Here is a 22,869-nt window from a genome sequence, read left to right on the forward strand (position 1 = left end):
TCGTCAACGGCGGGTCACCGTAAAGTCGTCGTCGTCATCGTCATCGTCGTCGTCTGGACTCGCCCTCCGAACGGCGGCCCGGGCGTCGACCAAGCCGAAGCCGGTTCCGAAATCGAAGCCGACGTCGAAATCCGGCGTTGCCGGGTCGTCCATGTCGGTCGCCGTGTCCTCGAGAATGCGAAGGATCTCGTCGGCGGTCAGCGAGCGGTTGGCCTCCAGCATCAGCGCTGCCACGGCCGCGACGTGGGGTGCCGCGGCGGAGGTGCCGAAGAAGTTGTTGCCCTCCGGATCCCGGTTGCCGAACTCGTCGCGGCCACCGAAGAAGGTCGTGATGCCACCGTCCGGTCCGGTGACCCGCGGCTGCTCGCGCAGTTCCTCGACCGGAAGGCCTTCGGTGTCGAAGAGGGTCGGCGTGCCGCCCGCCGAGGAGGCTGCGTTGATCTCCGGCGGGGAGACGCCGAAGCGCGGCGTTTGGCGCCAGAAGGAAGAGCCGACACCGGCAGCACCTGCGGCGTTTGCGTGGCCGTAGCTCGAGCCGCTGTTCGTGGCGAACTCGTTCGGAAAGGAGGTCGGCGGGTCGTTGGTGTTCTCCGAGCCGGGATCGAAGACCACGTACTTCATGAAGCCCGGTGCTGGGCCCTCGAAGAGCTCGATCGCAATCGCGATTTCCAGCGGCTCGTCGGTGTTGTTGATGATGTCGAAAAACTCGATCGGATCGCCGCCGATGTTGAACGCCCGGCCGCCAATCCCGGTGAAGCGGCCGCTCGGGAAGTAGACAAGGATATCGAGATCGCTGGCCGAGCCCGGGGCACCGCTGACCGAGGCCGCGGGCTGATCCCAGTTGAATGCGAAGCGCGTCTGACCGGGGGCGACGGTGAAGCTCTGCAGATCGTCGACGCCCGGCCCCGGATCGAAGTCGTGGCGCGGCCCGGCGATCCCCCTTACGCCCGAATCCACGAAGCCGGCCTCGCCGCTGTCCCAAGCGTTGCGGCCATGGTTTCCCGACGCGGAGAAATAGACGACGCCGGCCGCCCGCACCTGGTCGACCGCCTGGGCGATGACGCCGTCCTGGAACATCGGTTCCGTGAAATAGAGAATGTCGTCGACGATGATCTCGGCGCCTGCCTGGTTGGCCAGTTCCACGATGCCGTTGGCAAAGTCGGCCTGGCCTTTGTTGGCGGTATGAAAGGCTTGGCTCGCCCGCGGCGCGACGTCGCGGATCAGTTGCATCATGGCGCGGCCTTCGTCGGGGGCGGGACAGGCGGTGTCGTCGAGGATCGTGATCCGCCGTTCCGGGGGCAGGTCGCCGGTCTCGATGTCGTCGGCCGCGCCGCCCTGGCAGTCGTAGCTGTCCGAAAGCACGCCGACCGTGATCCGGCGGCCGTTGACCTCGAAGACCTCTCGGGCGACGTCCGAGAACATTGCCGGGTCGCCTTCGCTGGTCACCGAGCCGGCTTGGGCGATCGCAACGGAGGGGCGGGCCAGTTGCAGGCTGCCGAGGCCGGCCGCCTGCTCGAGCGCGGTGACCGGCAGCCAGCCGGAAACCACGCGGCCGAAGGCGGAGCCGCGCTCCAGACCCAGGGCCTGCAAGTCCGCCAGCAGGTCGGCCGCCTCGCCCGAGGCGGCGGCGTCTATCAGGACCTTGCCGTCCACGACCCGAGCCAGCGGACCGCCGGACAAGGCCGGTACCGCATCGGCACGCAGGCCGCGCACCGCAGAGTCCGCCTGCAGCCCCTCATGGAGCGCGGCCAGCGCCGGGTCCATCTTGGACATCGGGCCGGTCTTGGCGGCCCGGATGCCGGCGATGGCCTCCGCCTCGGAGGTGTCGAAGCCCTGGGCTTGGCTCCCGGTGGCCGTCCAGGGCGCGATCAGGGCGCCCATCGCGGCGGCCGCCATCAGCCGCCGAACCGATCCCGCGCGCCTGCCGCGCCGCCCTTCTGCGCCGCCGTAGGCCATCTCACGCTCGGCGGCTTCGACGGCACGGACAGCGTTGCGACGCTGGCCCTCCGCCCGTCTTCCAAGGTGTCTTGCAGTCATGTCCTATCCTCCATCCCAGTCGTTGCGGAGGGGACACTTCGCCTTCGCCACCGTGGCTCCCAAGAAAACACCGGCGACGGATCTCGGCGAGCGCCCCGGCGGCAATACAACCTTAAATAGATAAATCATGATGGGGCGTTCTTGTAATAAGATTGTGTCCGCGAAGCGCTGGCGGCCGGATCGCGGCGAGCGCCGCCAGGTGAGACGGCCCCCGCGACGGCGGGGTGGAGATACGAAACCGCGCCCCGCTCGCTTCTGGTGGGTCGCCAAATGTCGAAGAGGGGCGGTGCCAGCGGCACCGCCCCTCTCGGCGGGCGTTCGGATTTCCGAACCGCGGGTCAGCGTCCGATCAACGCCACGTCGTCGTCATCGTCGTCGTCATCGTTTTTGCCGCGTGCCTTGAGCACGGCGGCGAGGGCGTTGACGAAGCCGTTGCCGGTTCCGAAGTCGAAGCCGAAATCGAAGCCGGGGGTCGCCGGATCGTCCATGTCGATCGCCGTGTCCTCGAGGATCTCGAAGACCTCATCGGGGCTGAGCGAGCGATCGGCCTCCAGCATCAGGGCCGCGACGGCCGCGACGTGCGGTGCCGAGGCGGAGGTGCCGAAGAAGTTGGTCCCGTCCGGATCGATGTTGCCGAACTCGTCGCGGGTGCCGAAGAAGGTCGTGATGCCGCCGTCCGGCCCGGTGAACCTGGGCTGGGCGCGCAGCTCTTCGACCGGCAGACCCTCGAGGTCGAAAAGGATCGGCGTGCCGCCGGCCGAGGAGAAGGCGTTGATCCGCGGCGGGAAGACCCCGAAGCGCGGCGTCTGGCGCCAGAAGGAGGCACCCACGCCGGCCGCGCCGGCGGCGTTGGAATGGCCGTAGTTGGTGCTGCTGTTGGTCTGGTACTCGGCGGGGAAGGAGGTCGGCGGGTCGTTGATGTTCTCCGAACGCGGATCGAAGACGACGTACTTCATGAAGCCCGGCGCCGGACCGTCGAAGAGCTCGAGGGCGATATTGACCTCCAGGTCGTCGATGGTGTTGTTGACGATGCCGAAGACCTCGATGGGATCACCGCCGATGTTGGAGGCGAAGCCGCCGATGAAGGTGAAGTTCCCGGCGGCGTCGTAGACCAGGATGTCGACGTCGCTGGCCGAGCCGGGGGCACCACTGACCGAAACGGCGGGCTGGTCCCATTGGAACGCGAAGATCGTCACGCCGGGCGCAAGAATGAAGCTTTGCAGGTCGTCCACTTCCGGGCCCGGATCGAAGTCGTGGCGAGCGCCGCCGAAGGCACCGGTAACCCCGGAATCGACGAAGCCGTTGTCTTCACTGTCCCAGGAGTTGCGCCCGCCGTTGCCGGCCGAGGAGAAGTAGGCGACGCCCTGGGCTTTCACCTGGTCGACCGCCTGGGCGATGATGCCGTCCTGGAACATCGGCTCGGCGAAGTAGATGACGTCGTCGACGATCACCTCCGAGCCCGCCTGGTTGGCCAGCTCAACGATGCCGTTGGCGAAGTCGGCCTGGCCGCCGAAGGCGGTGTGGAAGGCCTGGCTGGCCCGCGGCGCGACGTCGCGGATCAGCTGCATCATGGCCCGGCCCTCGTCGGAGCCGGGGCAGGCACTGTCGTCGAGGATCGTGATCCGGCGCGCCGGCGGCAGGTCGCCGGTCGCGATGTCGCCGGCCGCACCCTCCAGGCAGTCGTAGCTGTCCGACAGCGAGCCGACGGTGATCCGGCGGCCCTTGACCCTGAAGGCCAGGCGGGCGAAGTCCGAGAGCATCGCCGGATCGCCTTCGCTGGTCACCGAGCCGACGCGAGGCAGCGCCACCGCCGGCCGGGCGGTTTGCAGAGTGCCGAGTTCGGCGGCCTGCTCGAGCGCGCCGACCGGCAGCCAGCCGGAGACCACGCGGCCAAAGGCGGAGCCTCGCTCGAGTCCCAGGGCTTCGAGATCGGCCAGCAGGTCGGTGCCTTGGCCCGTCGCGACGGCGTCGATCAAGACCTTGTCGTCGACGACCTGTGACAGCGATGCGGCGGAAAGGGCCGGTGCCTCTTCAACCTGCAAGCTACGCGCGGCGGTACCTACCTGCTGCTGTTCGTGCACGGCGACAAGCGCGGGGTCCATCTTGGTCATCGCGCCGGCTACGCCTTTGTCCGCCGCCACGGCATTCTGCAGCGAAGCGAGCATCATTGCGCCCGGTGCCATCAAGGCCCCCAGCGCGACCGCTGCGATCAGCCGGCGAGTCCGCAGTCCCGTTTTCTTGCCGCGCTTCTCGATCTCGCTCCCGGCGGCCCATAAGGCGCCGCCGTCATGCACGCAGGGGGCATGCGCGCCCTGCATTTCTTGGCGCTTTGCAATCACGTACCGTCCTCCTCAAAGGTGTGAGGCAGGGCAGAAACCTCCCTAGCTCGCCATTCCGCAGGCGTCGCGACTGCTGCAGGCAAGTCTTCCCAGGGATTATCCTCCCCGCTATGCAACCTTTGATAGCACGGTTGTAAACGATCCTTAATGACAATCTTGCGTTGCAGCGCCCCGGTCGCCGTCTGCGTGCACCGGCCTCGTGGAGAGTGAAGCCGCCGTGCCTCGGGATCAGGCTTTGGTCAAGCCGTCGAGGACCGGCAGATGCGCGCTGTCCGGGAAGACCTCGGCGTCGAGGCGTCGGCGGTCGAGGCCGAGATGGTCGTGCAGCGTCGCCTTGCAGACCGCCCGCAGGTCGAGCGTTGGCGCCAAGTCGCGGCCGTCGAGCAGCCGGCTTCTGTCGAGTCCCGGCCAGTCGGCCAGCACCCGCCCGCCGGCGATCGCCCCGCCCAGGAGGAAGGCCGCGCCGCCGACACCGTGGTCGGTGCCGCCGCTGCCGTTGTGCGCGACGGTCCGGCCGAACTCGCTCATGGCCAGGACCGCGGTCTGGTCCCAGGCCGGGCCGAGCTCGGCCTTCAGCTTGGCCAGGCCCTGGCCCAGGGCTTCGAGGTGCCGGGCCAGGCGGCCGTCGTCGCGGCCCTGGTTGGCGTGGGTGTCCCAGCCGCCCATCTCGAGCACGGCGAGGCGCGGTCCCTCGTCCGCCGCCAACATTCGACCGGCCTTTTCCGCGAAGACCAGGAAGCCGCGCGGGCCGTAGAGACCGCGCAGGGCGCCCCTGCCGCGGGCCGCCATGTCGCCGGCCTCGCCGTCCTGCATGCGCAGGGCCTCGGAGAGGGCCGGCCCCAGCAGCGGATCGCGCTGCCAGAGATCCTGGATCTGGGTCAGCAGCGCCTCTTCCGGAAGCGGCAGGACGCTGGGCGACCAGGAGGCGACCCGGGCGCTGCCGCGCAGCACCAGCGGCACGGACTCGCCCAGCGCCAGGGCCCGAAGTTCCGCGCCTTCGCCGTCCAGGGCCCGGATCGCGCGGTTGAGCCAGCCGTCCCGGGCGCCGCCGGGCCGGGCGGTGCCGTTCTCGAGGACGTCCTGGGCGTCGAAGTGGGAGCGTTTGGCATAGGGCGGCGCGGCCGCGTGGATGGGCAGCAGCTCGCCCTGGCGGTAGAGATCGTGCAAGGGCGCCAGCGCCGGGTGCAGGCCGAAGAAGCCGTCCAGGTCCAGGGCGCCGGCCTCGCCGCCCGGCGCCGCCAGGGCGAGGCTGCCGCGGCTTCCGGCATAGGCCGGGTCGCCGAAGGGCGGGACCGCGGCCAGGCCGTCCAGGCCGCCCCGGAGGATCACCACTACCAGGCGCCGCTCGCCGGGCAGGCTGGCCAGGGCGAGGCGCGGGCCGGCGAGGGCGCCGGCGGCGAGGCCGCCGGCCAGGGCCTGCAGGGCGCTGCGTCGGCTGATCATGCCTACCTCCTCTGGAACTCGGCGCTGGCCAGCAGCAGGGTCAACCCGTCGCTGCGCGAGGGCGCGCGCGCGATCATGGTCCCGGTCTCCGGCGCCGCGACCGGTGCGATGACCGCCTTCGCCAGGGCCCGGGGGTCGAGCCGGTCGCCGATGCGCTGGGCGACCGCGGTCGCGAACTCGATCCGCTTGAGCAGGGCGTCGGGGGCGGCCCAGAGCTCGGCGGTGTCCGGCCAGCCGGCCGGCGAGGGCGCGGACCAGGGCGCCTGGCCGAGCAGCCGCAGGGGCGGGACCAGACGCATGGCATCGCCGCGGAAATCCGTCGCCCGAAGGGTCGAGACCACCAGGTCCTGCGGCGTCTTCAGCTTGGCGAGGGGCTCCTGCCAGGGCTCCGCCAGCCGAACCAGGGCGAGGGAGACCTGGCGCAGGTCCCCGTCGCTGTCCCGGAAGACCCGGGCCAGGCGGTCGACGGCCGCGGCCGGCGGCGTGTCGGCGATGAAGTGCCGGCCCAGCTTGAGGGCGATGTGCTGCGCCGTCGCCGGATGGCGGGCCAGATCGGCGAGGGCGGCCTCGCCCTCCGAGATGCCGGCCTCCCGGTAGCGCCGCCCGAGCAGCGTCTTGTCGCCCGGCTCGTGGGCCAGCCGGTGGAACTTGAAGCCGCCGGGATCGGCGTCCTTGCCCGGGCGTGCCAGGCTCCAGCCGGTCAGGATCTTGGCCAGCGCGCGGACGTCGTCCTGCGCGTAGCCGCCGTCGACCCCCAGGGTGTGGAGCTCGAGGATCTCCCGGGCCAGGTTTTCGTTGAGGCCCTTGCCGCGCCAGCGGCCGGCGCGCGAGTTCGGGCCGAGCGATTGGGCATTGTCGAGGTAGAGCAGCATCGCCGGATGGCGGCTCGCGGCCAGGAGCATGTCGGCGAAGCGCCCAGTGACGTGCGGGCGGATCGCCTCGCGCTCGAAGCCGCCGGCGACGCCGAAGAGCACCGGGCGCTTGACCGAGACGGTGAAATGATTGCTCCAGAAGGCGACGAGGCGCTCGTGGAAGGGGGCCTCGCTGCGAAGCGCCGCCAGGGTTCGCAGCCCGGCCTCCCGCATGTAGGCCTCGCGCGCCTGGCGGCGGATCACCTTGGCGAGGTCGCGCCCCTCGCGGCGGGCTTCAAGGAAGGCGGCCACGGCCTCCCGCGCCGGCGGCAGGCCGCGCAGCGGCTCGGGCAAGGCCGGCTCCGCGTCGAGCTGGGACTCCAGCCAGCCTCGAGGATCCGAGGCCAGGGTTGGAAGCTGCCCCGGCCTGGCCCCGAGGCCGAAGCGGTTCGCCGCGATGAAGGCTTCGCGCAGCCCTGTCATGACACGCCCCGATGTCGTCACCCGAGGGGAAGTCGCCCCGTCCCGACGGCGCCCCGAGGTCCTGGCCGGGGCCCTGACCGGGCGGCGCCTCTTCCTTTTACCCGGAACTTCGGCAAACCCTGCGGATCTTCTTCGCTTCGGCAGGTCGGGTCGCAACCGCCCAGGTCGGCGGTCGCCGGGAGGGTTGCCGGGGCAGCGAAGGAGTTAGGGCGTCTCCTCGCTGCCCCAGCAGTTCACCTCCGGATCCATCGGTGAGGCGGTCTGTCCGACGGACCCTCGGAGGTCGGACTCACTGCCGCCCGGGCGGCAGAAAGGAAATCCGGTCCTTCAAGGCTTTCGATCCCGGCAATCGCGGCGCGCCGAAGGCCTGGGTTTCCCCCAGCCATCGTCATCGGCTGCCGTCTCCGTGATCGCCCCGCCCGCGCTTCTCCCCCAGGTGGCTCTCGCGGGTCGCGGCCCCGGAATCGGTCACCAAGTGGTTCGTATTGCTGTTATTTCATGCTCCGGACGCCCTGCCTGTGGTCTTTCGCACAGGTGCGGCGGGCCGGGCCGCAGGCCTTGGGGCAGGCCGCCGATGGCGGTTCCGCGGCCGGACGAGGCGCGATGTCCACGCCGGCTTGTGTCGCCGGCCGGCGGACAGGACTCCGGGCCAAGAGCGCTCAGGCTGGACTGGCCGCGACTTTTGATGTGAATTGCTGGGACGGGGGGGCCGCGGCGCTTTTTTGGGGCGGCTGAGGAACAGGGACGACCGTCATGTCGGATACGCACAGCCTCAAGAACATCGCCATCTTTCGCGGCCTGGGCGACGAGGCGCTCGCCAAGATCGCCGGCCAGTGCGAATGGCGGCGCTTCATGGCCGGCCAGGAGATCATCAGCCATCACGACGGGTCCCTGGACGCCTATTTTCTGGTCGAGGGCAAGGCGCGGATCATCATCTACTCCTTCTCCGGCAAGCCGGTGATCTTTCGCGACGCCCGGCCCGGCGAGGTCTTCGGCGAGTTCGCGGCCATCGACCAACTGCCGCGCTCGGCCACGGTCGAGGCGACGACCGACTGCCTGACAGCGGCGATCAAGCCGCAGCCCTTCCTGGACGTCCTGCTGAGCAATCCCGAAGTCGCCGGCAACACCATGCGCTGGCTGGTCGCCCAGGCCCGCGCCCTGACCGGCAGGGTGCTGGAGTTCAGCACCCTGGCGGTCCGGAACCGGCTGCATGCCGAGCTCCTGCGCCTGGCAAAGGAGAACATCCGCGAGGACGGATCGGCGGTGATCTCGCCGCTGCCGACGCACGCCGACCTCGCCAGCCGAATCTCGACCCACCGGGAGGCGGTGACCCGCGAGATGCGCCGCCTCACCGTGTCCGGCCTGATCGAGAAGAAAGGCGAGAGCACGATCATCTGCGACATCCAGGAGTTCGGCAAGCTGGTCGAGGAAGTCCTGGGGGAATCGCTCCTGGACATGGGCAACAGCTTCTGAACCGCGGCCGCGCGGCCGGCACGCCTGCGGCCCGAGCGAAGACAAGCCACCTGAATCTGTGGAATCGAACCGGACTGTGACGGCCGTCACAGGATTCCTGTGCGCTTTGCCACCGGGTGTCCGAGCCGTCTCTGGGACTCTCGGCCAAAGACCGACGCAACCATAAGAAAGCGCAACCAATGCTATCCCACGACGGAAGGGCCGGGGCCTCGTTCCGGGAGATCCTGGCCGCTTGGGCCATCTGCAGTGCGCTGTACTTGCTGATCGCCCTGGCGCCCTTGGGGGCGTCGCTGTCCGAGTCTTCGGAGGAGCGGCGCCCGCAGGAGGCAAAAAGCCTGGAGCTGACCCGCGGCCGGGAATGATCGCCTGACGCCGCGGCCGCCGGGCGTCAGGCGTCGAAGTCGCGCAGCAGCCGGCCCGGGCGGGCCTCGCGCAGCAGGCGGCCGTCGCGGTCGACCACCCGCGTGCCGTTGACCCAGAGGCCGTGCAGGCCGACGGCGTCGGTGGTCAGGCGCGCCGCGCCGGCCGGCAGGTCGTGGACCCGGCGCTTGGGCCCGCGGCCGATCCGCTGCGGGTCGAAGAGCATCAGGTCGGCCGCGTAGCCGGCCGCGATCCGACCGCGCCCGGGCAGGCGGAAGATCTCCGCCGGCTTGGCGGTCAGCTCGTGGACCGCAGCCTCCATGGTCAGCACGCCCAGGCCCCGCGACCAGTGCCCCAGCAGGTGCAGGCCGAAGCCGGCGTCGCAGAAGAAGGTCAAGTGCGCGCCGGCGTCCGACAGCGCGACCGAGGCGTTGGGGTCCCGGATCGCCCGGCCGACGGCCTCCTCGTCGGAGTTCAGCAGGACCGCGGTGAAGAGGCTGGCCAGGTCCTCAGAGATCGCGAAGTCCAGCATCCAGTCGAGCGGGTGCCGGTCGGCCGCTTCGGCGAGCTCCGAGACCTTGCGGTGCTCGAGGTGCCGGTTCTCGGGCAGGGCCGCCTCGGTCAGCTCGATCTTGTGCCACTCGCCGTTGAAAAGGCGGACCCCGGCCGGCGCCTCCAGCTCCGCCTTGACCGCCGCGCGGAAGCCAGGATCGGCCAGCACCTGCTTGAGTGCCGCACCCGAGACCTCCATCGCCGGCGCCCAGGCGGCAAAGCCCTCCAGGGGGTAGGCCGAGGCGAGGGTGAAGTCCATGGTCAGGGGGCAGCAGCTGACCTGACCCCAGAGCTCCCGGCCCCGGGCCCGGGCCTCGGCGATCTGGCCCAGCTCCCGGAAGATGCCCTCGGGGTTGGTCGGGTTGTGCAGCAGGGCGGCGATCATCACCGGGCGTCCCGCCTTTGCGGCCAGGCGCTCCAGGTAGGGCACGTCGCTGCGGTCGCCCTTGGTCAGCATGAAGAGGCCGCGCCCGGAGGCCGCCATGGCGCCGACCAGGGCCTCCAGCTCCCGGTCGTCGGCCAGGCGCGAGGGCATGGGCCGGCCGCCCCAGCCGTTGTGCTGCGGCGCGGTCGAGGTCGCGAAGCCGAGCGCGCCGACCGCCATGGCCTCGCGGACGATGGCGGCCATGGCCGCGACTTCGTCCTCGTCGGCCGCCCGCTCGACCGCCGCCGGCCCCATGACGTAGCTGCGCAGCGCGCTGTGGCCGATGAAGGCGGCGACGTTGGCGGCGACGCCGCGCCGCTCGATGGCGTCGAGGTACTCGGGAAAGCTCTCGAAGTCCCAGGCGATCCCCCGCTCGAGCGCCTCCAGCGACATGCCCTCGACCTGGGTCAGGTTGCGCATCACCAGGTCGCGGTCGGCCTCGCGGCAGGGCGCGATGGTGAAACCGCAGTTGCCGATCACGGCGGTGGTCACGCCCAGCGCCGGGGAGGGCGTCAGGCAGGGGTCCCAGGTGATCTGAGCGTCGTAGTGGGTGTGGCTGTCGACGATCCCCGGCATGAGCGCAAGGCCGCCGGCGTCGACGACCTCGGCGTCCGATGGGACCGAGAGGTCTGGACCGAGCCCGGCGATCCGGCCGTCGGCCACCGCGACGTCGCAGCCCTCCTGCCGCTCCGAACCGCTGCCGTCGAAAACCGTCGCGTCCTTGATCACCAGGTCCATTTCGACCCTCCCAGATCGCTGCAGACCTTGCGGCCCGAGACCACTGTCCCAAGGCCGACGGTCGCTTGGCAAGGGGCCTGGCGCGGGCAATCCCGGTTCGGGCGTCCATCCGAAGCCGCGCCTACGCGGCCTGCCTCGCCGGAGCGGATCAAGTCCAGAAGCGGGCAAATCTCCTGTTTCGCAGGAGAAATCTGCCGAAGGTCAGTATTACTGATGTCATATCTTGTATCGGGGATTACCCTTGCTGGTATTTATCAGGGATTTGCACTAATATTTACTCAAATAAGAGATAAAACTTCACCTTGCTACCTCGAGTTGCGGCGAACTGTTCTTTGTGAATACTGTTAAGACTTCGGAGGGGATATGAGCAGGGCGGTCTCCGTCACCGGACTGGCGGTCGTTTGCGATCCCAAGACTTCTCGTCACTTCACCGGCCGGCGCAGGTGTTTTCCGAGGCCTTCGACAAGTCTGCAACCGCGGGTTTCGTGGCACTCGGCCCGGCGTCTGGCGCTGGTCTTCGCCGTCGGACTGTCCTTGCCCTTCCTTCCGGGCAGCAATGTCGCCTTCGGCGCCGGCGAGGCCGAGACCCTGCGCCAGGCCCTGGAGCAGGAGAAGCTGAAGTCGGCCGCGCTGGAGGCCGAGCTCGAAAAGACCCGCAGCGAGATGCAGGCCCGAATCGACGAGGCGCGCGACGAGCTCTCGACGCGGCTCGAGGAGCTCTTCGCCAGCGTGACCTGGAAGAGCGATCCGGAGGTCGCCGTCCTGCGTCGGAAGCTCGACGCCGCCGGCGCGGAGATCGCCGGTCTCACCTCCGCCAAGGAGAATTCCCGGGCCTATGCGTCCAGGCTCGAAACGCGACTGCGCGACGTGAACCGGAAGGTCGAGGGGCTCGAGGTCGCGGCCGGCGAGGCGGCCGCGCGCTTCCAGAAGGAACTGGCGGCCTCGGAGGAGACGATCGAGGGCCTGAAGGCCGCCGTTGCCGAGGCCGAGGCGGCCCGCGCCGAGACCGCCGCGCAGGTCGAGCAGGCCCGGGCCAAGCAGGACGTCTGGGCGAACCGGGTGGTCGGCGCCAACAACGCGGCGCTGATCGCGGCGGCGGACGCCCAGGCGCAGCGCGAGAAGGTTGAAGGCCTGGAAGCGAAGCTCGAGGAGACCGGCAGCGAGCGGGATGCCCTGAAGCAGGAGCTGGAGCAAGCGGAGCGCGAGATCGGCGCGCGGATCGAGCGGGTCTTCGCAGCCGCCTCCGGGGCGGCCAACTCGGAGGTCGAAACCCTGCGCAAGGAGCTGGAAGCCAGCAACAAGCAGATCGTCAGTCTCGAGGCCTCCGGCGGCGCGGCGCAGGCGCTCGAGGCGGAGCTGGCCAGCCTCCGAAAGGAGTCGCGCAGGCTGGAAGCCGCGGTCGAGACGGCCGAGACCGCGCGTGCCGCGGCCGAGGCGCGGCTCAATGAAAGCCAGGGCGGCAAGCAGGACGAGCTTCGGGAGCTCCGCAAGACGGCCCAGGCCCTGACGGCCGAGCGGGACGCCGCGAAGACGGAGATCGGGAAGCTTGCCAAGATCCTCCAGACGACTCAGCAGCAGGCCCAAGGCCTGCAGGAGGCCCTGAGCCGTTCCCAGGAGGCGCGCAAGCGGGTGGGCGGCCAGCTTGAGGCGGCGCTGGCGCGCGCGGAGGCCCAGGGCCGGGCGCTGGCAGCCGCGAAGGCGTCCAGCGCGGAGACCGCGACCCTGCGCCGGCAGCTGTCCGACACCAAGGGCGAGATGTCCCGCATCCGCCAGGAGCTGACCCGCGCCCGGGCGGAGGTCGACGCGGCGCGGGGGGAGATATCGCAACGCATCGGCCAGCTCATCGCTGCGGCGGCGGAGAAGGAGTCCAGCCCTGATGTCGTGCGGTTGAAAGAGAAGTTGGCGGCGGCAGAGCAGGAGATCGCCAGGCTGGCTGCGGCCTTGAAGGCGCGTCAGGAAGCCGGATCGGTCAACAACTAGGCGGGGGCGCGCCCTTGCGTCCTCGGGCGTCCCGGAGCCTCGATCGGGACCGCTCGAGGGCGCAAGGGGCGGCCCGCCGCGGGCTGGGCAGTCGGTCGGCCGCTTCGGCGCGTCCGCGGCGGCCCTTCGAAAGCAAGGAGTTTAGGGAATGAGCCGTCGTTTTCCGCTTTTCCTTCTGGGCCTGCTGGCGCTGCTCTGGAGCGGCGCGGCCCAGGCGCAGAGCGTCGACCTGCGCAAGCAGATGGAGCTGGTGAACGCCGGCACCGTCGGGATCATCTCCGGCGGCGTCACCGGCACCTACGTGCGCTTCGCCTCGGACCTCTCGAACGCCCTCGACGACGGCTACGAGCACCGGGTCCTGGCGGTGCTCGGCAAGGGCTCGGTCCGCAACATCGAAGACCTCCTGATGCTGCGCGGCATCGACATCGCGATCGTCCAGTCCGACGTGCTGGACTTCTACCGGGACTCGATGCTCTTCCCGAACGTCGAGAAGAAGATCGCCTACATCACCAAGCTCTACAACGAGGAGGTCCACCTGCTGGCGCGCAAGGAGATCGCCCAGGCCGCCGACCTCCAGGGCCGCAAGGTCAACTTCGGGACCCAGGGCAGCGGCACCTTCATGACCGCCAGCATCATCTTCGACGAGCTGGGGATCGCGGTCGACGCGACGACCTTCTCGGAGCCGATCGCCCTCGACAAGCTCCGCGGCGGGGAGATCGCCGCCCTGGTCTTCGTCGGCGGCAAGCCGGTCACCCTGCTGCGCGAGATCGCCGGGGAGGACGACCTGGCGCTGCTGCCGATCCCGGCCGAGCGGATCAAGGGCGCCTACCTGCCCACCAGCCTGACCGCGGAGAGCTATCCCAACCTCATCGCCGCCGGCGAGGAGGTGCCCACGGTGGCCGTGGGCGCCGTCATGGCCGCCTACAGCTGGCCGGAGAGCCATCCGCGCAGCGCCAAGGTGCGGCGCTTCGTCCAGCGCTTCTTCGAGAAGTTCGACACCTTCCAGACCAGCCCCTTCCATCCGAAGTGGAAGGAGGTCGACCTGCGCTCCGAGGTCCCGGGCTGGAAGCGCTTCGACGCCGCCAGCACCTGGCTGGCCAAGAACCCCTGAGCTTCGGATGCGCAGGGCGGCAATGGAAGGGCGGAGCGGACGGATGGATGAGACTCACGGAGATCGGGGCCGCAGGCGGACTGCGGCGAGGCGGCCGGCACCGGGGGGCGCGGGCGAGCGGGCGGCGCGCCGGGCTCTGGCCCTGCCGCTGCTCGCCGCCGCCTGGCTCTGCGGCGCCCAGGCGGCGCTGGGCGCCAGCTTCACCCTGGAGGACGGCCGGCGGATCGAGGGCGAGATCGTCTACGCCCGCGGCAGCTCGCTGATGATCCGCGAGACCAGCGGGGCCCTGGTCCAGGTCGGCCGCAGCGCGGTCCAACGGGTCGAGCTCAAGGCCGGCAAGGCGGGCAAGGTCGCCGGCGACCTCCTGGGCTGGGACCAGGGCGTCTACGAGATCGACACCGCGGAGGCCGTCCTCATGGTCAAGGGCCGCAAGGTCCTCGAGGAGCGCCGCGTCATCCCGAAGATCACCGTGGCCTCGGCCGAGGAGAGCGAAGCCGCCGCCGAGATGGTCTTCGAGCTCGCCCTGTCGCGGCCGGTCAAGGCGGAGGTGCTGCTGATTTACGCCACGGCGGACGGCACGGCGATGGCCGGCAGCGACTACGAGGCGGCGCGCGGCAGCGTGATCCTCGCCCCCGGCGCGACCAGCGCCGTGGTCACCATCACCCTGCTCGACGACCAGCTGGCGGAGGGCGACGAGAGCTTCGAGCTCCTGGTCACCAGCGACATGGACCTCTCCGAGGTCAAGGTCCAGCGCGCGGCGGCCAAGATCCTCGACGACGAACCGCCCCAGGAAGCGCAGCAGTAGCCGAATAGGCTGTGTTCAAAGGAGAACTTGAAAAATAGGTTGGCTGGGGGACCAGGATTCGAACCTGGACTGCTCGGTCCAGAGCCGAGAGTTCTACCGTTAAACTATCCCCCAGCAGGGGCCGGGCCTTGCGCAGCCCGGAGCGCGCCCTTCGGGAGGCCCGCGGTGGCCCCTATGTAGGCCGAGCGGGGGGCGGAATTCAACCCAAATCCGTGGAATTGGGTCCCATGGCCCCGGGGCCTCCGGCGCGGGCTCTGGCCTCGGGTGGCGCTTCGGGGTTAGACTCCCTGCCTCGTCAGGCGGCCCCGCCCGGGGCCCGGCTTTCCAAGCAGCCTGGAGCCCGCGGGGGAGGATCTTGGCGCCGCTCGAAGGACCCGAAGCGAAGCAGACGGCAGGAGGCCCAGAAGGCGCGGCGGCGGGGCCGCGCGGGCCCTATGCCGCGGTCGACCTGGGCACCAACAACTGCCGCCTGCTGGTCGCCAAGCCCTCGGCCAAGGGCTTCCGAGTGGTCGAGGCCTACTCGCGGATCTGCCGCCTGGGCGAGGGCCTGGAGGCCAGCGGCCGACTCTCGGAGGCGGCCATGGCCCGGACCCTCGAAGCCCTGGACGCCTGCGCCGAGCGCATGCGGCGCCGCCGGGTGGCCCGGGCCCGGGCGGTGGCGACCGCGGCCTGCCGGGCCGCCGACAACTGCGATGGCTTCGTCGCGCGGGTCCGGGCCCGCACCGGCCTCGAGCTCGAGATCATCTCCAGCGAGGAGGAGGCCCGGCTGGCGCTGACCGGCTGCGCGCCTCTGCTGAGCCGGGCGCGGCGCCGGGCCCTCGTCTTCGACATCGGCGGCGGCAGCACCGAGGTGACCTGGATCGCCCTCGATCCCTCGCCGGGCGGTCCGGCCGCCGGCGGCGCGGCGCTAGACGGGCTCGAGATCCTGGCCTCGGTCTCCTTGCCCCTCGGCGTGGTCGGCTTCGCCGAGCGCTTCGGCGGCCACCGGATCAAGACCGAGACCTATCGCGCCATGGTCGCCGAGGTCCGCGCCGCCTTCGCGCCCTTCGAGGCGGCCCACGGCCTGGGCGCGGCGGTGGCGGCCGGCGAGGTCCAGATGCTCGGCACCTCCGGCACCGTGACCACCCTGGCCGGAGTCCACCGCGGCCTCAAGCGCTACGACCGCCGGCGGATCGACGGCTGCCGCCTGACCTTGGAGGAGGTCCGGGGGACGGTCCGCCGGATCCGTGCCATGGGCTACGAGGAGCGGGTCGGTCACCCCTGCATCGGCGAGCACCGGGCCGACCTCGTGGTGGCCGGCTGCGCGATCCTGGAGGCGCTCTGCACGCTCTGGCCGGTCGACGGGCTCAGGGTCGCCGACCGGGGCCTGCGCGAGGGCATCCTCTACCACCTGATGAACGGCGCCGCCGTGGCGGGCTGGGCCGGTCGCCAAGGACCAGGGCGCCAGGAATGATACGGTCATGAGCAAGGGCGCGAAGCGCCCCCCCGGGGGCGGGGGCCATGGGTCCGGCCGAGGCACGGGCGGCCTGCGGGGCCGCAACGTCAAGCAGAAGCTGCGCACGGCCCGGGGGCGCAAGCTCTCCTCGACCCGCTGGCTGCGGCGCCAGCTCAGCGATCCCTACGTCGCCGAGGCCGGGCGCCTGGGCTACCGCTCGCGGGCGGCCTTCAAGCTGATCCAGATGGACGAGCGCTACGGCCTGCTGAGGCCGGGGGCGCGGGTCGTCGACCTGGGGGCGGCGCCGGGCGGCTGGACCCAGGTGGCGGTCGAACGGGTCGGCGAGCGCGGCCGGGTGGTCGGGCTCGACGTCTCGGAGATGGAGCCGGTCGCCGGGGCCGAGATCCTGCGCGGCGACTTCCTGGAGGAGGACTGCCTGGAGCGGCTGACCGTACTGCTGGGTGGCGCGCCCGGGGAGGGCGTCGCAGACGCGGTGCTCTCCGACATGGCGGCGCCGGCGACCGGGCACCGGCCGACCGACCACCTGCGGATCGTCGCCCTGGCCGAGGCGGCCCTGGACTTCGCCGAGGCGGTGCTGGCCCCGGGCGGCTGCTTCGTCGCCAAGGTGTTGCAGGGCGGCAGCGAGCCCGAGCTGCTGAAGCGCCTCCGGCTGTCCTTCCGAAGGGTCCACCACGTCAAGCCGCTGGCGAGCCGCGCCGACTCGGCCGAGCTCTACGTCGTCGCCACTGGCTTCCGGGGCCGCCCGGAGGCGGAGGCCGCGGGGCCGGAGGGCTGAATCCCGCGCGTTCCGGCCGCCGCATGGCTGCCCTGCGCCGCCGGGCCGGGTTCTTGGCTTGGCAGGGACCGGTCCTTGTGTATGATGGCGCGCCAACTCACCGAGGGGTGTTTGGCATGGAAATCCGCGAGGCTCTGACCTTCGACGACGTCCTTCTGGAGCCCTCGGAATCCGCCATCCTGCCGGCCCAGGCAGAGACCCGCACCCGCTTCACCCGCAGCATCGAGCTCGGCATCCCGATCGTCTCGGCCGCCATGGACACGGTGACCGAGAGCGGCCTCGCCATCGCCCTGGCCCAGGCCGGCGGCATGGGCGTGATCCACAAGAACCTGGACGCCGAGCACCAGGCCGACGAGGTCCGCAAGGTCAAGAAGTTCGAGAGCGGCATGGTGATCAACCCGGTCACCATCGGCCCCGAGCAGACACTGGCCGAGGCGCTGGACCTGATGAGCGGCCACGGCATCTCGGGCATCCCGGTGGTCGAGCCGGGCGACGGCCGGCTGGTCGGCATCCTGACCAACCGCGACGTGCGCTTCGCCGAGAACCTCAAGCAGCCGGTCGCCGAGCTGATGACCCACGAGGGCCTGGTCACGGTCCGCGAGGGCGTCGACCTGGAGGAGGCCAAGCGCCTGCTCCACCAGCACCGGATCGAGAAGCTGCTGGTGGTCGACGAGGACTACCGTTGCATCGGCCTGGTCACGGTCAAGGACATGGAGAAGGCCCAGGCCTATCCGGAGGCCTGCAAGGACGAGAAGGGCCGCCTGCGGGTCGCCGCGGCGACCGGGGTCGGCGAGGCCGGCCTGGTCCGTGCCGAGGCGCTGATCGACGCCGAGGTCGACGTCATCGTGGTCGACACGGCGCACGGCCATTCCCGGGGCGTGCTGGACCAGGTGAGCGCGGTCAAGCGGCTGTCCAACAAGGTCGAGATCGTCGCCGGCAACGTCGCCACCGCGGAGGGCGCTAAGGCCCTGATCGACGCCGGCGCGGACGCGGTCAAGATCGGCATCGGCCCGGGCTCGATCTGCACCACGCGGATCGTCGCCGGCGTCGGTGTGCCGCAGCTGACCGCGATCCTCAACGTGCTCGAGGCCTGCCGCGCCGCCGGGACCCCGGTGATCTCGGACGGCGGGATCAAGTTCTCCGGCGACCTCGCCAAGGCCATCGCCGCCGGCGCCGACTGCGTCATGATCGGCTCGCTCTTTGCCGGCACCGACGAGAGCCCGGGCGAGGTCTTCCTCTATCAGGGCCGGTCCTACAAGTCCTACCGCGGCATGGGCTCTTTGGGCGCCATGGCGCGCGGCTCGGCCGACCGCTACTTCCAGCAGGAGGTCGCGGACTCCCTGAAACTGGTGCCCGAGGGCGTCGAGGGCCGGGTGCCCTACAAGGGCCCGGTCGGCAACGTCATCCACCAGCTGGTCGGCGGCCTGCGCGCGGCCATGGGCTACACCGGCAACGCCGACATCACCCAGATGCAGCGCAATTGCCGGCTGCAGCGGATCACCAACGCCGGCCTGCGGGAAAGCCACGTGCACGACGTCTCGATCACCCGGGAAGCGCCGAACTACCGCAACGGCTGAGCCTCCGCGAAGCCTGAGGCCTCTTAGTAGTTCTTGTACTTCAGGAACTTGCCGGTCATCTCCACCTTGACCCGGTCGCCGGCGGGGTCTTCGATCCGGCTGATCGCCATGTCGAAGTCGATGGCCGACATGATGCCGTCGCCGAACTCTTCCTCGATCAAGGCCTTCAGGGTCGTGCCGTAGACCTGGACGATCTCGTAGAAGCGGTAGATCAGCGGGTCCGTTGGCACCGCCATGCCCAGAGAACCGCGCGAAGGTATCTCCGCCAGGACCTCCGCCGCTTCGGGAATGCCAAGCACCTCGGCGGCCTTGGCCGCCGCGTCTTCGGGCAGGGCCATCTGGCCGAGCAGCGCGGCAGTGGTGAAGACCGGCGACAGGCCGATCTCCGCGGCCACGCCCGCGAAGGTCAGCTTTTTGGCCTTCATCGTCGCCACGATCTTGGTGGTCAGCGAGTCGCGGTCGATGGCGCCGCCGGCCGTTTTGGTGATGGTGAAGTGCTCCATGGCGGTGGTTCCTTTCGCTTGCGTGATGGGGCTCAGGCCGAGGCCCGGTTTGCAGGGCTGGCCTCGGGCGGCGCGGCGAACTGCGCCGAGGAGGCGCCCGGGGTGGTGATCGGCGGCCGCCTCGGGTCCCAGCCGCCGATGACGAGCTCCGCGTCGAAATTGCGGGAGCGGGACACTAGAAAGTCGACCAAGTGATTGCGCAGGGGGTAGTAGTCGGGATGCCTGTGCATCTCCGCCTGGCTTCGATCCCGAGGCAAGCTGTTGGCGACGATCTCGGCGATCTTCGCCTCCGGACCGTTGGTCATGAGCACGATCTTGTCGGCGAGAAAGATCGCTTCATCGACGTCATGGGTGATCATGAAGCTGGTCTGCTGGGTCGCCGCGCAGATCGAAAGCAGTTCGGATTGCAGGCTGCCGCGGGTGAGGGCGTCGAGCGCGCTGAAGGGCTCGTCCATCAGCAGGATCTGCGGCTCGATCGCGAGTGCCCGCGCGATGCCGACCCTTTGCTTCATGCCGCCCGAGAGCTGGGCCGGCTTCTTGTCTTCGGCGCCCTCGAGGTGGACGAGGGCGATGTACCGCAGGCACTGCGCGCGGACCTTGGCCTTGTCCCATGCCGGCCAGCGCGAAGAGACCGCGAGCGCGATGTTGTCCAGAGCCGACAGCCAAGGCATCAGGGCGTGGCTTTGGAAGATCACCGCGCGGTCGAGGCTCGGGCCGGTGATCTCGCGGCCGTCGAGGATGATCCCGCCCTCGCTGGGCGAATCGAGCCCGGCCAGGCAGTTCAGCAGCGTGGTCTTGCCGCAGCCCGAGTGGCCGATCATGCAGACGAACTCGCCCTTCTCGATCCTGAGCCAGAGATCCCGAAAGACCGTCAGCGAGTCCTTGCCATCCGGCTCGGCAAAGCGCCTGGCGAGGCCTTCGATGCTGATGAAGCTTTGGGACATTCGCTTTCCTCGCTGGCTCCTAGTCTTCGTACCTGACCGCCCGCGCCAGCAGGCCAAGGGCTTGGTCGAGGAGCATGCCGGTGAGGCCGATGAAGAAGATCGCGGCGATGACGTTGGTGATCGACAGGTTGTTCCACTCGTTCCAGACGAAGTAGCCGACCCCGGTGCCGCCCACGAGCATCTCCGCGGCCACGATGACCAGCCAGGCGATGCCGATTGAGATCCGCATCCCGGTCAGAATCGTCGGCGCCGCCGCCGGCAGGATGATCCGCAGCGCGGTCCTGAGCGGCCCCAGCTCCAGGGTCTTCGCGACGTTCAAGTACTCCCGGCGCACGGCGCCGACGCCGAAGGCCGTGTTCAGCAGCATCGGCCAGATCGAGCAGATGAAGATCACGAAGACGGCGCTGACACTGGAGTCCTTGATCGTGTAGAGCGCCAGCGGCATCCAGGCCAGGGGTGAGATCGGTTTCAGGATCTGGATGAAGGGATCCAGCGCTCTCTGCATGAGCGGACTCATGCCGATCAGGAAGCCGATCGGCACCGCGACCGCTGCGGCCATCAGGAAGCCGAGGCCGACCCGCAACAGCGAATAGGCCAGCTGAATGCCGATGCCCTTGTCGTTCGGCCCGGCGTCATAGAAGGGATCGGAGACATGCCGCCAGAGCTCGCCGAGGACGGCGGCCGGTGGCGGAAAGGCCGATTGTCCCTTCGCCTGCGGCCCGAGCAGCGCCGCCAGCTCGTCGCTCATTCCGCTGGTGTCCTCGCCGCCGCCGCCGACCGCGGCCTGCCAGAGGAGCAGGCCGACGGCCAGGATGACGACGGAGAGGAAGGCCGCGCGGGCCCGCAGGGCCTGGTGCGGCATCACGCGCTCCGCCGGATCGCGAAGGAACGCACGTAGGCCTCGGGCTCGTTTGGATCGAAGGTCTTGCCCATGATCTCATAGGACCGATAGGTCACCTCCGGCGGGGTCAGGCCCATTTCCGCCATGACGGTCTTGGCCTTGGTGGCCAGGTAGACCTGTTCGGCGATGGCCTTGTAGTCGAGATCGCCGTCGATGTAGCCCCAGCGCTTCATCTGGGTCAGGATCCAGACCGCCATCGAATGGTAGGGAAAGGGATCGAAGTCGATGCGGTCGGGAACCTTCTGGATGCCGCCCAGGCCGTCGGCGAAGGTGCCGGTCAGGACCTGCTCGACCACGGTCACCGGCTGGTTGAGGTAGTTGCGCGGTGCGATCGCGGCCGCGACCTCCTTGCGGTTCTCGGGACGCGAGGCGTACTGGGTTGCGTCGATAATCGCCTTGTAGAGCGCGATGAAGGTGTTGGGGTTCTCGTCCACGAAGGCCTGGCTGGCGGCGAAGGCGCAGCAGGGGTGGCCTTCCCAGATCTCCTTGGTCAGCTTGTGGATGTAGCCGACGCCATCGTAGACCGCACGCTGGTTGAAGGGATCCGGCGCCAGATAGCCGTCGACGTTGTCGGCCGCGAGGTTCGCCACCATTTCCGGCGGCGGCAGCACGCGGATCTGGATGTCCTGATCCGGATCGAGGCCGTGCTCGGCGACGTAGTACCGCAGCAGGAAATTGTGCATCGAGTAGTCGAAGGGCACGGCGAAGCGGAATCCCTTCCATTGCTTCGGATCGTTCTTGTCCTTGTGCTTGACCGAAAGCGTGATCGCCTGGCCGTTGATGTTCTCGACCGCCGGCATGGTCCAGGGCGTTGCGCTGGAGCCGGCGCCCAGGGTGATCGCCAAGGGCATGGGGGTGAGCATGTGCGCCGCGTCGTACTCTCCCGACAACGACTTGTCGCGGGCGACGGCCCAGCCGGCGGTCTTGATGACGTCCACGTCCAGGCCGTAGCGTTCGTAGAAGCCCATCGGGTGGGCCATGATGATCGGCGTGGCGCAGGTGATCGGCACGAAGCCCACGTTGAGCTTGGTCTTCTCCAGCTTGCCTCGGCTCTCGGCGGCCAGGGCCTTGGCCGCGGCCAGCGGAAAGAACTCGCTGATCGCCGCCAGCGCGGTCGCACCGCCGACCGCCTTCAGGAAAGCCCGACGCCGGGCGTTGCCGCCGAAGAGCCCCTCGAGCACCGCCGCTTCGACGCTGCGTTCCAGCGCTTCCTCGGTCGAGGAGACTTCGGGTCGCAGCGGGCCTTGGGACGCTCCTTCGGCCGCCCCTGCGGCCCGATCATCGCGGTCTGCCGCATCATGTTCCGCCTGGCTGCGGTGCCGTCCGCAGCTGCAGCCGGCGCCGATGTCGCTTTCTGCGTCGAAAGGGTCCTTGAAGCTCATTTGTTCCATCTCCCCGGAATTTCGCCTCGATCGCTTCCGGACCTCGCCACCCGTCTCCAAAAACACGACAAGCCGCATCCCGGGCCCGAGGTGGACCCTCCGATGCGGCTTTGCGTGGCCTCCTTTCCTTTTTCGGGCCTGCGGTCACAGACCCCCGGAAAGGTTTCGCCGGACCTTTTCCGAGCAAACGCCGTGCCAATCGGCCCAAGGTTTTGTAAACAATCAACTCGACGGCAGGCCGCCGGGTGTCATGGATGAAAAATCTCACCCCGCTGCCCAGGTGATGGGCAGTGGGTGTCACGATCGTGAGCAGTTTTGTCCCCGCGCCGGCGCCGATTTCGCCGCCCAGGGCGCCGGCCCGCGGTCGCTGTATCCACGCCGAGCAGCGTCTTGCGCTCGTCGCCGTTCCGAGGTCTTTATGCCGGTCCGATGTATCTGAGACCTTCACGCCGTCTGGGGTCTGACGGATGACCCCCGCCGCCCGCATCGCCGCCGCCATCGAGATCCTGGAGCAGGTCGAGGCCGCCGAGGCGCCGGCCGACAAGACGGTCACCGCCTATCTGCGTGCCCGCCGCTTCATCGGCGCCAAGGACCGCCGGGCGCTCGGCCAGCGGGTCTTCGCCCTGTTGCGGGCCCGGGCCCGGCTCGACTGGTGGTGCGCGCGGGCCGGCCTGGCGGCGGCGCAGGCGCGCCACCGGGTCCTGGCCGGCCTGCTGCTGATCGACGGCGAGAGTC

18 protein-coding genes and 1 tRNA gene are annotated in these 22,869 nt (G+C 69.8%); 9 read left to right on the top strand and 10 right to left on the bottom strand.

What is annotated here, in order from left to right:
• Positions 1–3 precede the first annotated feature (3 nt).
• From QNJ30_12045 to QNJ30_12060, 4 genes are all read right to left on the bottom strand, one after another.
• Positions 4–2,037 (bottom strand): S8 family serine peptidase, encoded by a 2,034-nt coding sequence (locus tag QNJ30_12045; GenBank protein MDJ0944194.1) that lies wholly within the window; start codon positions 2,035–2,037, stop codon positions 4–6.
• A gap of 338 nt (positions 2,038–2,375) precedes the next feature.
• A complete protein-coding gene (locus tag QNJ30_12050) occupies positions 2,376–4,220 on the bottom strand; it encodes a S8 family serine peptidase (protein ID MDJ0944195.1) in 1,845 nt (614 codons plus the stop codon).
• 384 nt (positions 4,221–4,604) lie between these two features.
• Positions 4,605–5,819, bottom strand: coding sequence for a DUF1501 domain-containing protein (locus QNJ30_12055; GenBank protein MDJ0944196.1), 1,215 nt, complete (start codon positions 5,817–5,819; stop codon positions 4,605–4,607).
• Positions 5,820–5,821: 2 nt separating this feature from the next.
• A complete protein-coding gene (locus tag QNJ30_12060) occupies positions 5,822–7,153 on the bottom strand; it encodes a DUF1800 domain-containing protein (protein MDJ0944197.1) in 1,332 nt (443 codons plus the stop codon).
• 753 nt (positions 7,154–7,906) lie between these two features.
• On the opposite strand from QNJ30_12060, the gene QNJ30_12065 reads away from it, so the two are divergent.
• Positions 7,907–8,626 carry a Crp/Fnr family transcriptional regulator gene (locus tag QNJ30_12065; GenBank protein MDJ0944198.1) on the top strand — a complete coding sequence of 240 codons (720 nt, stop codon included), beginning with the start codon at positions 7,907–7,909 and terminating at the stop codon, positions 8,624–8,626.
• 179 nt (positions 8,627–8,805) lie between these two features.
• Complete coding sequence (locus tag QNJ30_12070; protein ID MDJ0944199.1) at positions 8,806–8,988, top strand: hypothetical protein; 183 nt, start codon at positions 8,806–8,808, stop codon at positions 8,986–8,988.
• A gap of 26 nt (positions 8,989–9,014) precedes the next feature.
• On the opposite strand, the gene QNJ30_12075 is transcribed toward QNJ30_12070, so the two are convergent.
• Complete coding sequence (locus QNJ30_12075) at positions 9,015–10,700, bottom strand: amidohydrolase family protein (protein ID MDJ0944200.1); 1,686 nt, start codon at positions 10,698–10,700, stop codon at positions 9,015–9,017.
• 534 nt (positions 10,701–11,234) lie between these two features.
• Here QNJ30_12075 and QNJ30_12080 point away from each other — a divergent pair.
• The 3 genes from QNJ30_12080 to QNJ30_12090 all read left to right on the top strand — a co-directional run bounded on the left by QNJ30_12080 (position 11,235) and on the right by QNJ30_12090 (position 14,596).
• A complete protein-coding gene (locus QNJ30_12080; protein MDJ0944201.1) occupies positions 11,235–12,680 on the top strand; it encodes a hypothetical protein in 1,446 nt (481 codons plus the stop codon).
• A gap of 148 nt (positions 12,681–12,828) precedes the next feature.
• Positions 12,829–13,791 carry a TAXI family TRAP transporter solute-binding subunit gene (locus tag QNJ30_12085; GenBank protein ID MDJ0944202.1) on the top strand — a complete coding sequence of 321 codons (963 nt, stop codon included), beginning with the start codon at positions 12,829–12,831 and terminating at the stop codon, positions 13,789–13,791.
• 43 nt (positions 13,792–13,834) lie between these two features.
• The gene (locus QNJ30_12090) at positions 13,835–14,596 is read left to right on the top strand and encodes a Calx-beta domain-containing protein (GenBank protein ID MDJ0944203.1); all 762 of its coding nucleotides are present in this window, start codon (positions 13,835–13,837) and stop codon (positions 14,594–14,596) included.
• 40 nt (positions 14,597–14,636) lie between these two features.
• Here the strand turns inward: QNJ30_12090 and QNJ30_12095 are convergent.
• A tRNA-Gln gene (locus QNJ30_12095) sits at positions 14,637–14,710 on the bottom strand.
• Positions 14,711–14,951: 241 nt separating this feature from the next.
• On the opposite strand from QNJ30_12095, the gene QNJ30_12100 reads away from it, so the two are divergent.
• The 3 genes from QNJ30_12100 (at position 14,952) to guaB (ending at position 18,404) form a co-directional block, all read left to right on the top strand.
• Positions 14,952–16,049 (top strand): Ppx/GppA family phosphatase, encoded by a 1,098-nt coding sequence (locus tag QNJ30_12100; GenBank protein MDJ0944204.1) that lies wholly within the window; start codon positions 14,952–14,954, stop codon positions 16,047–16,049.
• 7 nt (positions 16,050–16,056) lie between these two features.
• Entirely contained in the window at positions 16,057–16,827 is a 771-nt protein-coding gene (locus QNJ30_12105) for an RlmE family RNA methyltransferase (GenBank protein ID MDJ0944205.1), read from the top strand.
• Positions 16,828–16,943: 116 nt separating this feature from the next.
• Entirely contained in the window at positions 16,944–18,404 is a 1,461-nt protein-coding gene (gene guaB / locus QNJ30_12110) for an IMP dehydrogenase (GenBank protein ID MDJ0944206.1), read from the top strand.
• 23 nt (positions 18,405–18,427) lie between these two features.
• Here the strand turns inward: guaB and cynS are convergent, their stop codons facing one another.
• From cynS to QNJ30_12130, 4 genes are read right to left on the bottom strand one after another with little or no spacing between them, the layout of a single operon-like run.
• Positions 18,428–18,907 (bottom strand): cyanase, encoded by a 480-nt coding sequence (gene cynS, locus QNJ30_12115; protein ID MDJ0944207.1) that lies wholly within the window; start codon positions 18,905–18,907, stop codon positions 18,428–18,430.
• A gap of 32 nt (positions 18,908–18,939) precedes the next feature.
• Positions 18,940–19,851, bottom strand: a complete 912-nt coding sequence (locus QNJ30_12120; GenBank protein MDJ0944208.1) for an ABC transporter ATP-binding protein — start codon at positions 19,849–19,851, stop codon at positions 18,940–18,942.
• Positions 19,852–19,870: 19 nt separating this feature from the next.
• Positions 19,871–20,713, bottom strand: coding sequence for a nitrate ABC transporter permease (ntrB, locus tag QNJ30_12125; GenBank protein ID MDJ0944209.1), 843 nt, complete (start codon positions 20,711–20,713; stop codon positions 19,871–19,873).
• Positions 20,713–22,134 (bottom strand): CmpA/NrtA family ABC transporter substrate-binding protein, encoded by a 1,422-nt coding sequence (locus QNJ30_12130; protein ID MDJ0944210.1) that lies wholly within the window; start codon positions 22,132–22,134, stop codon positions 20,713–20,715. The genes ntrB and QNJ30_12130 overlap by 1 nt, the downstream gene beginning before the upstream one ends.
• 467 nt (positions 22,135–22,601) lie before the next feature.
• On the opposite strand from QNJ30_12130, the gene QNJ30_12135 reads away from it, so the two are divergent.
• Positions 22,602–22,869, top strand: a 268-nt coding sequence (locus QNJ30_12135) for an rRNA cytosine-C5-methylase (protein MDJ0944211.1), incomplete at its 3' end; no start/stop codon positions are given.

Source organism: Kiloniellales bacterium, assembly GCA_030066685.1.
Taxonomy (GTDB): domain Bacteria; phylum Pseudomonadota; class Alphaproteobacteria; order Kiloniellales; family JAKSBE01; genus JAKSBE01.

Bases quoted from the DNA above. Each gene is read 5' to 3' on its own strand.
- ntrB (MDJ0944209.1), bottom strand. From the start codon at position 20,713: ATGCCGCACCAGGCCCTGCGGGCCCGCGCGGCCTTCCTCTCCGTCGTC.
- QNJ30_12060 (MDJ0944197.1), bottom strand. From the start codon at position 7,153: ATGACAGGGCTGCGCGAAGCCTTCATCGCGGCGAACCGCTTCGGCCTC.
- QNJ30_12070 (MDJ0944199.1), top strand. From the start codon at position 8,806: ATGCTATCCCACGACGGAAGGGCCGGGGCCTCGTTCCGGGAGATCCTG.
- QNJ30_12090 (MDJ0944203.1), top strand. From the start codon at position 13,835: ATGGATGAGACTCACGGAGATCGGGGCCGCAGGCGGACTGCGGCGAGG.
- guaB (MDJ0944206.1), top strand. From the start codon at position 16,944: ATGGAAATCCGCGAGGCTCTGACCTTCGACGACGTCCTTCTGGAGCCC.
- QNJ30_12050 (MDJ0944195.1), bottom strand. From the start codon at position 4,220: ATGGCACCGGGCGCAATGATGCTCGCTTCGCTGCAGAATGCCGTGGCG.
- QNJ30_12055 (MDJ0944196.1), bottom strand. From the start codon at position 5,819: ATGATCAGCCGACGCAGCGCCCTGCAGGCCCTGGCCGGCGGCCTCGCC.
- QNJ30_12120 (MDJ0944208.1), bottom strand. From the start codon at position 19,851: ATGTCCCAAAGCTTCATCAGCATCGAAGGCCTCGCCAGGCGCTTTGCC.
- cynS (MDJ0944207.1), bottom strand. From the start codon at position 18,907: ATGGAGCACTTCACCATCACCAAAACGGCCGGCGGCGCCATCGACCGC.
- QNJ30_12045 (MDJ0944194.1), bottom strand. From the start codon at position 2,037: ATGACTGCAAGACACCTTGGAAGACGGGCGGAGGGCCAGCGTCGCAAC.
- QNJ30_12065 (MDJ0944198.1), top strand. From the start codon at position 7,907: ATGTCGGATACGCACAGCCTCAAGAACATCGCCATCTTTCGCGGCCTG.
- QNJ30_12075 (MDJ0944200.1), bottom strand. From the start codon at position 10,700: ATGGACCTGGTGATCAAGGACGCGACGGTTTTCGACGGCAGCGGTTCG.
- QNJ30_12085 (MDJ0944202.1), top strand. From the start codon at position 12,829: ATGAGCCGTCGTTTTCCGCTTTTCCTTCTGGGCCTGCTGGCGCTGCTC.
- QNJ30_12105 (MDJ0944205.1), top strand. From the start codon at position 16,057: ATGAGCAAGGGCGCGAAGCGCCCCCCCGGGGGCGGGGGCCATGGGTCC.
- QNJ30_12130 (MDJ0944210.1), bottom strand. From the start codon at position 22,134: ATGAGCTTCAAGGACCCTTTCGACGCAGAAAGCGACATCGGCGCCGGC.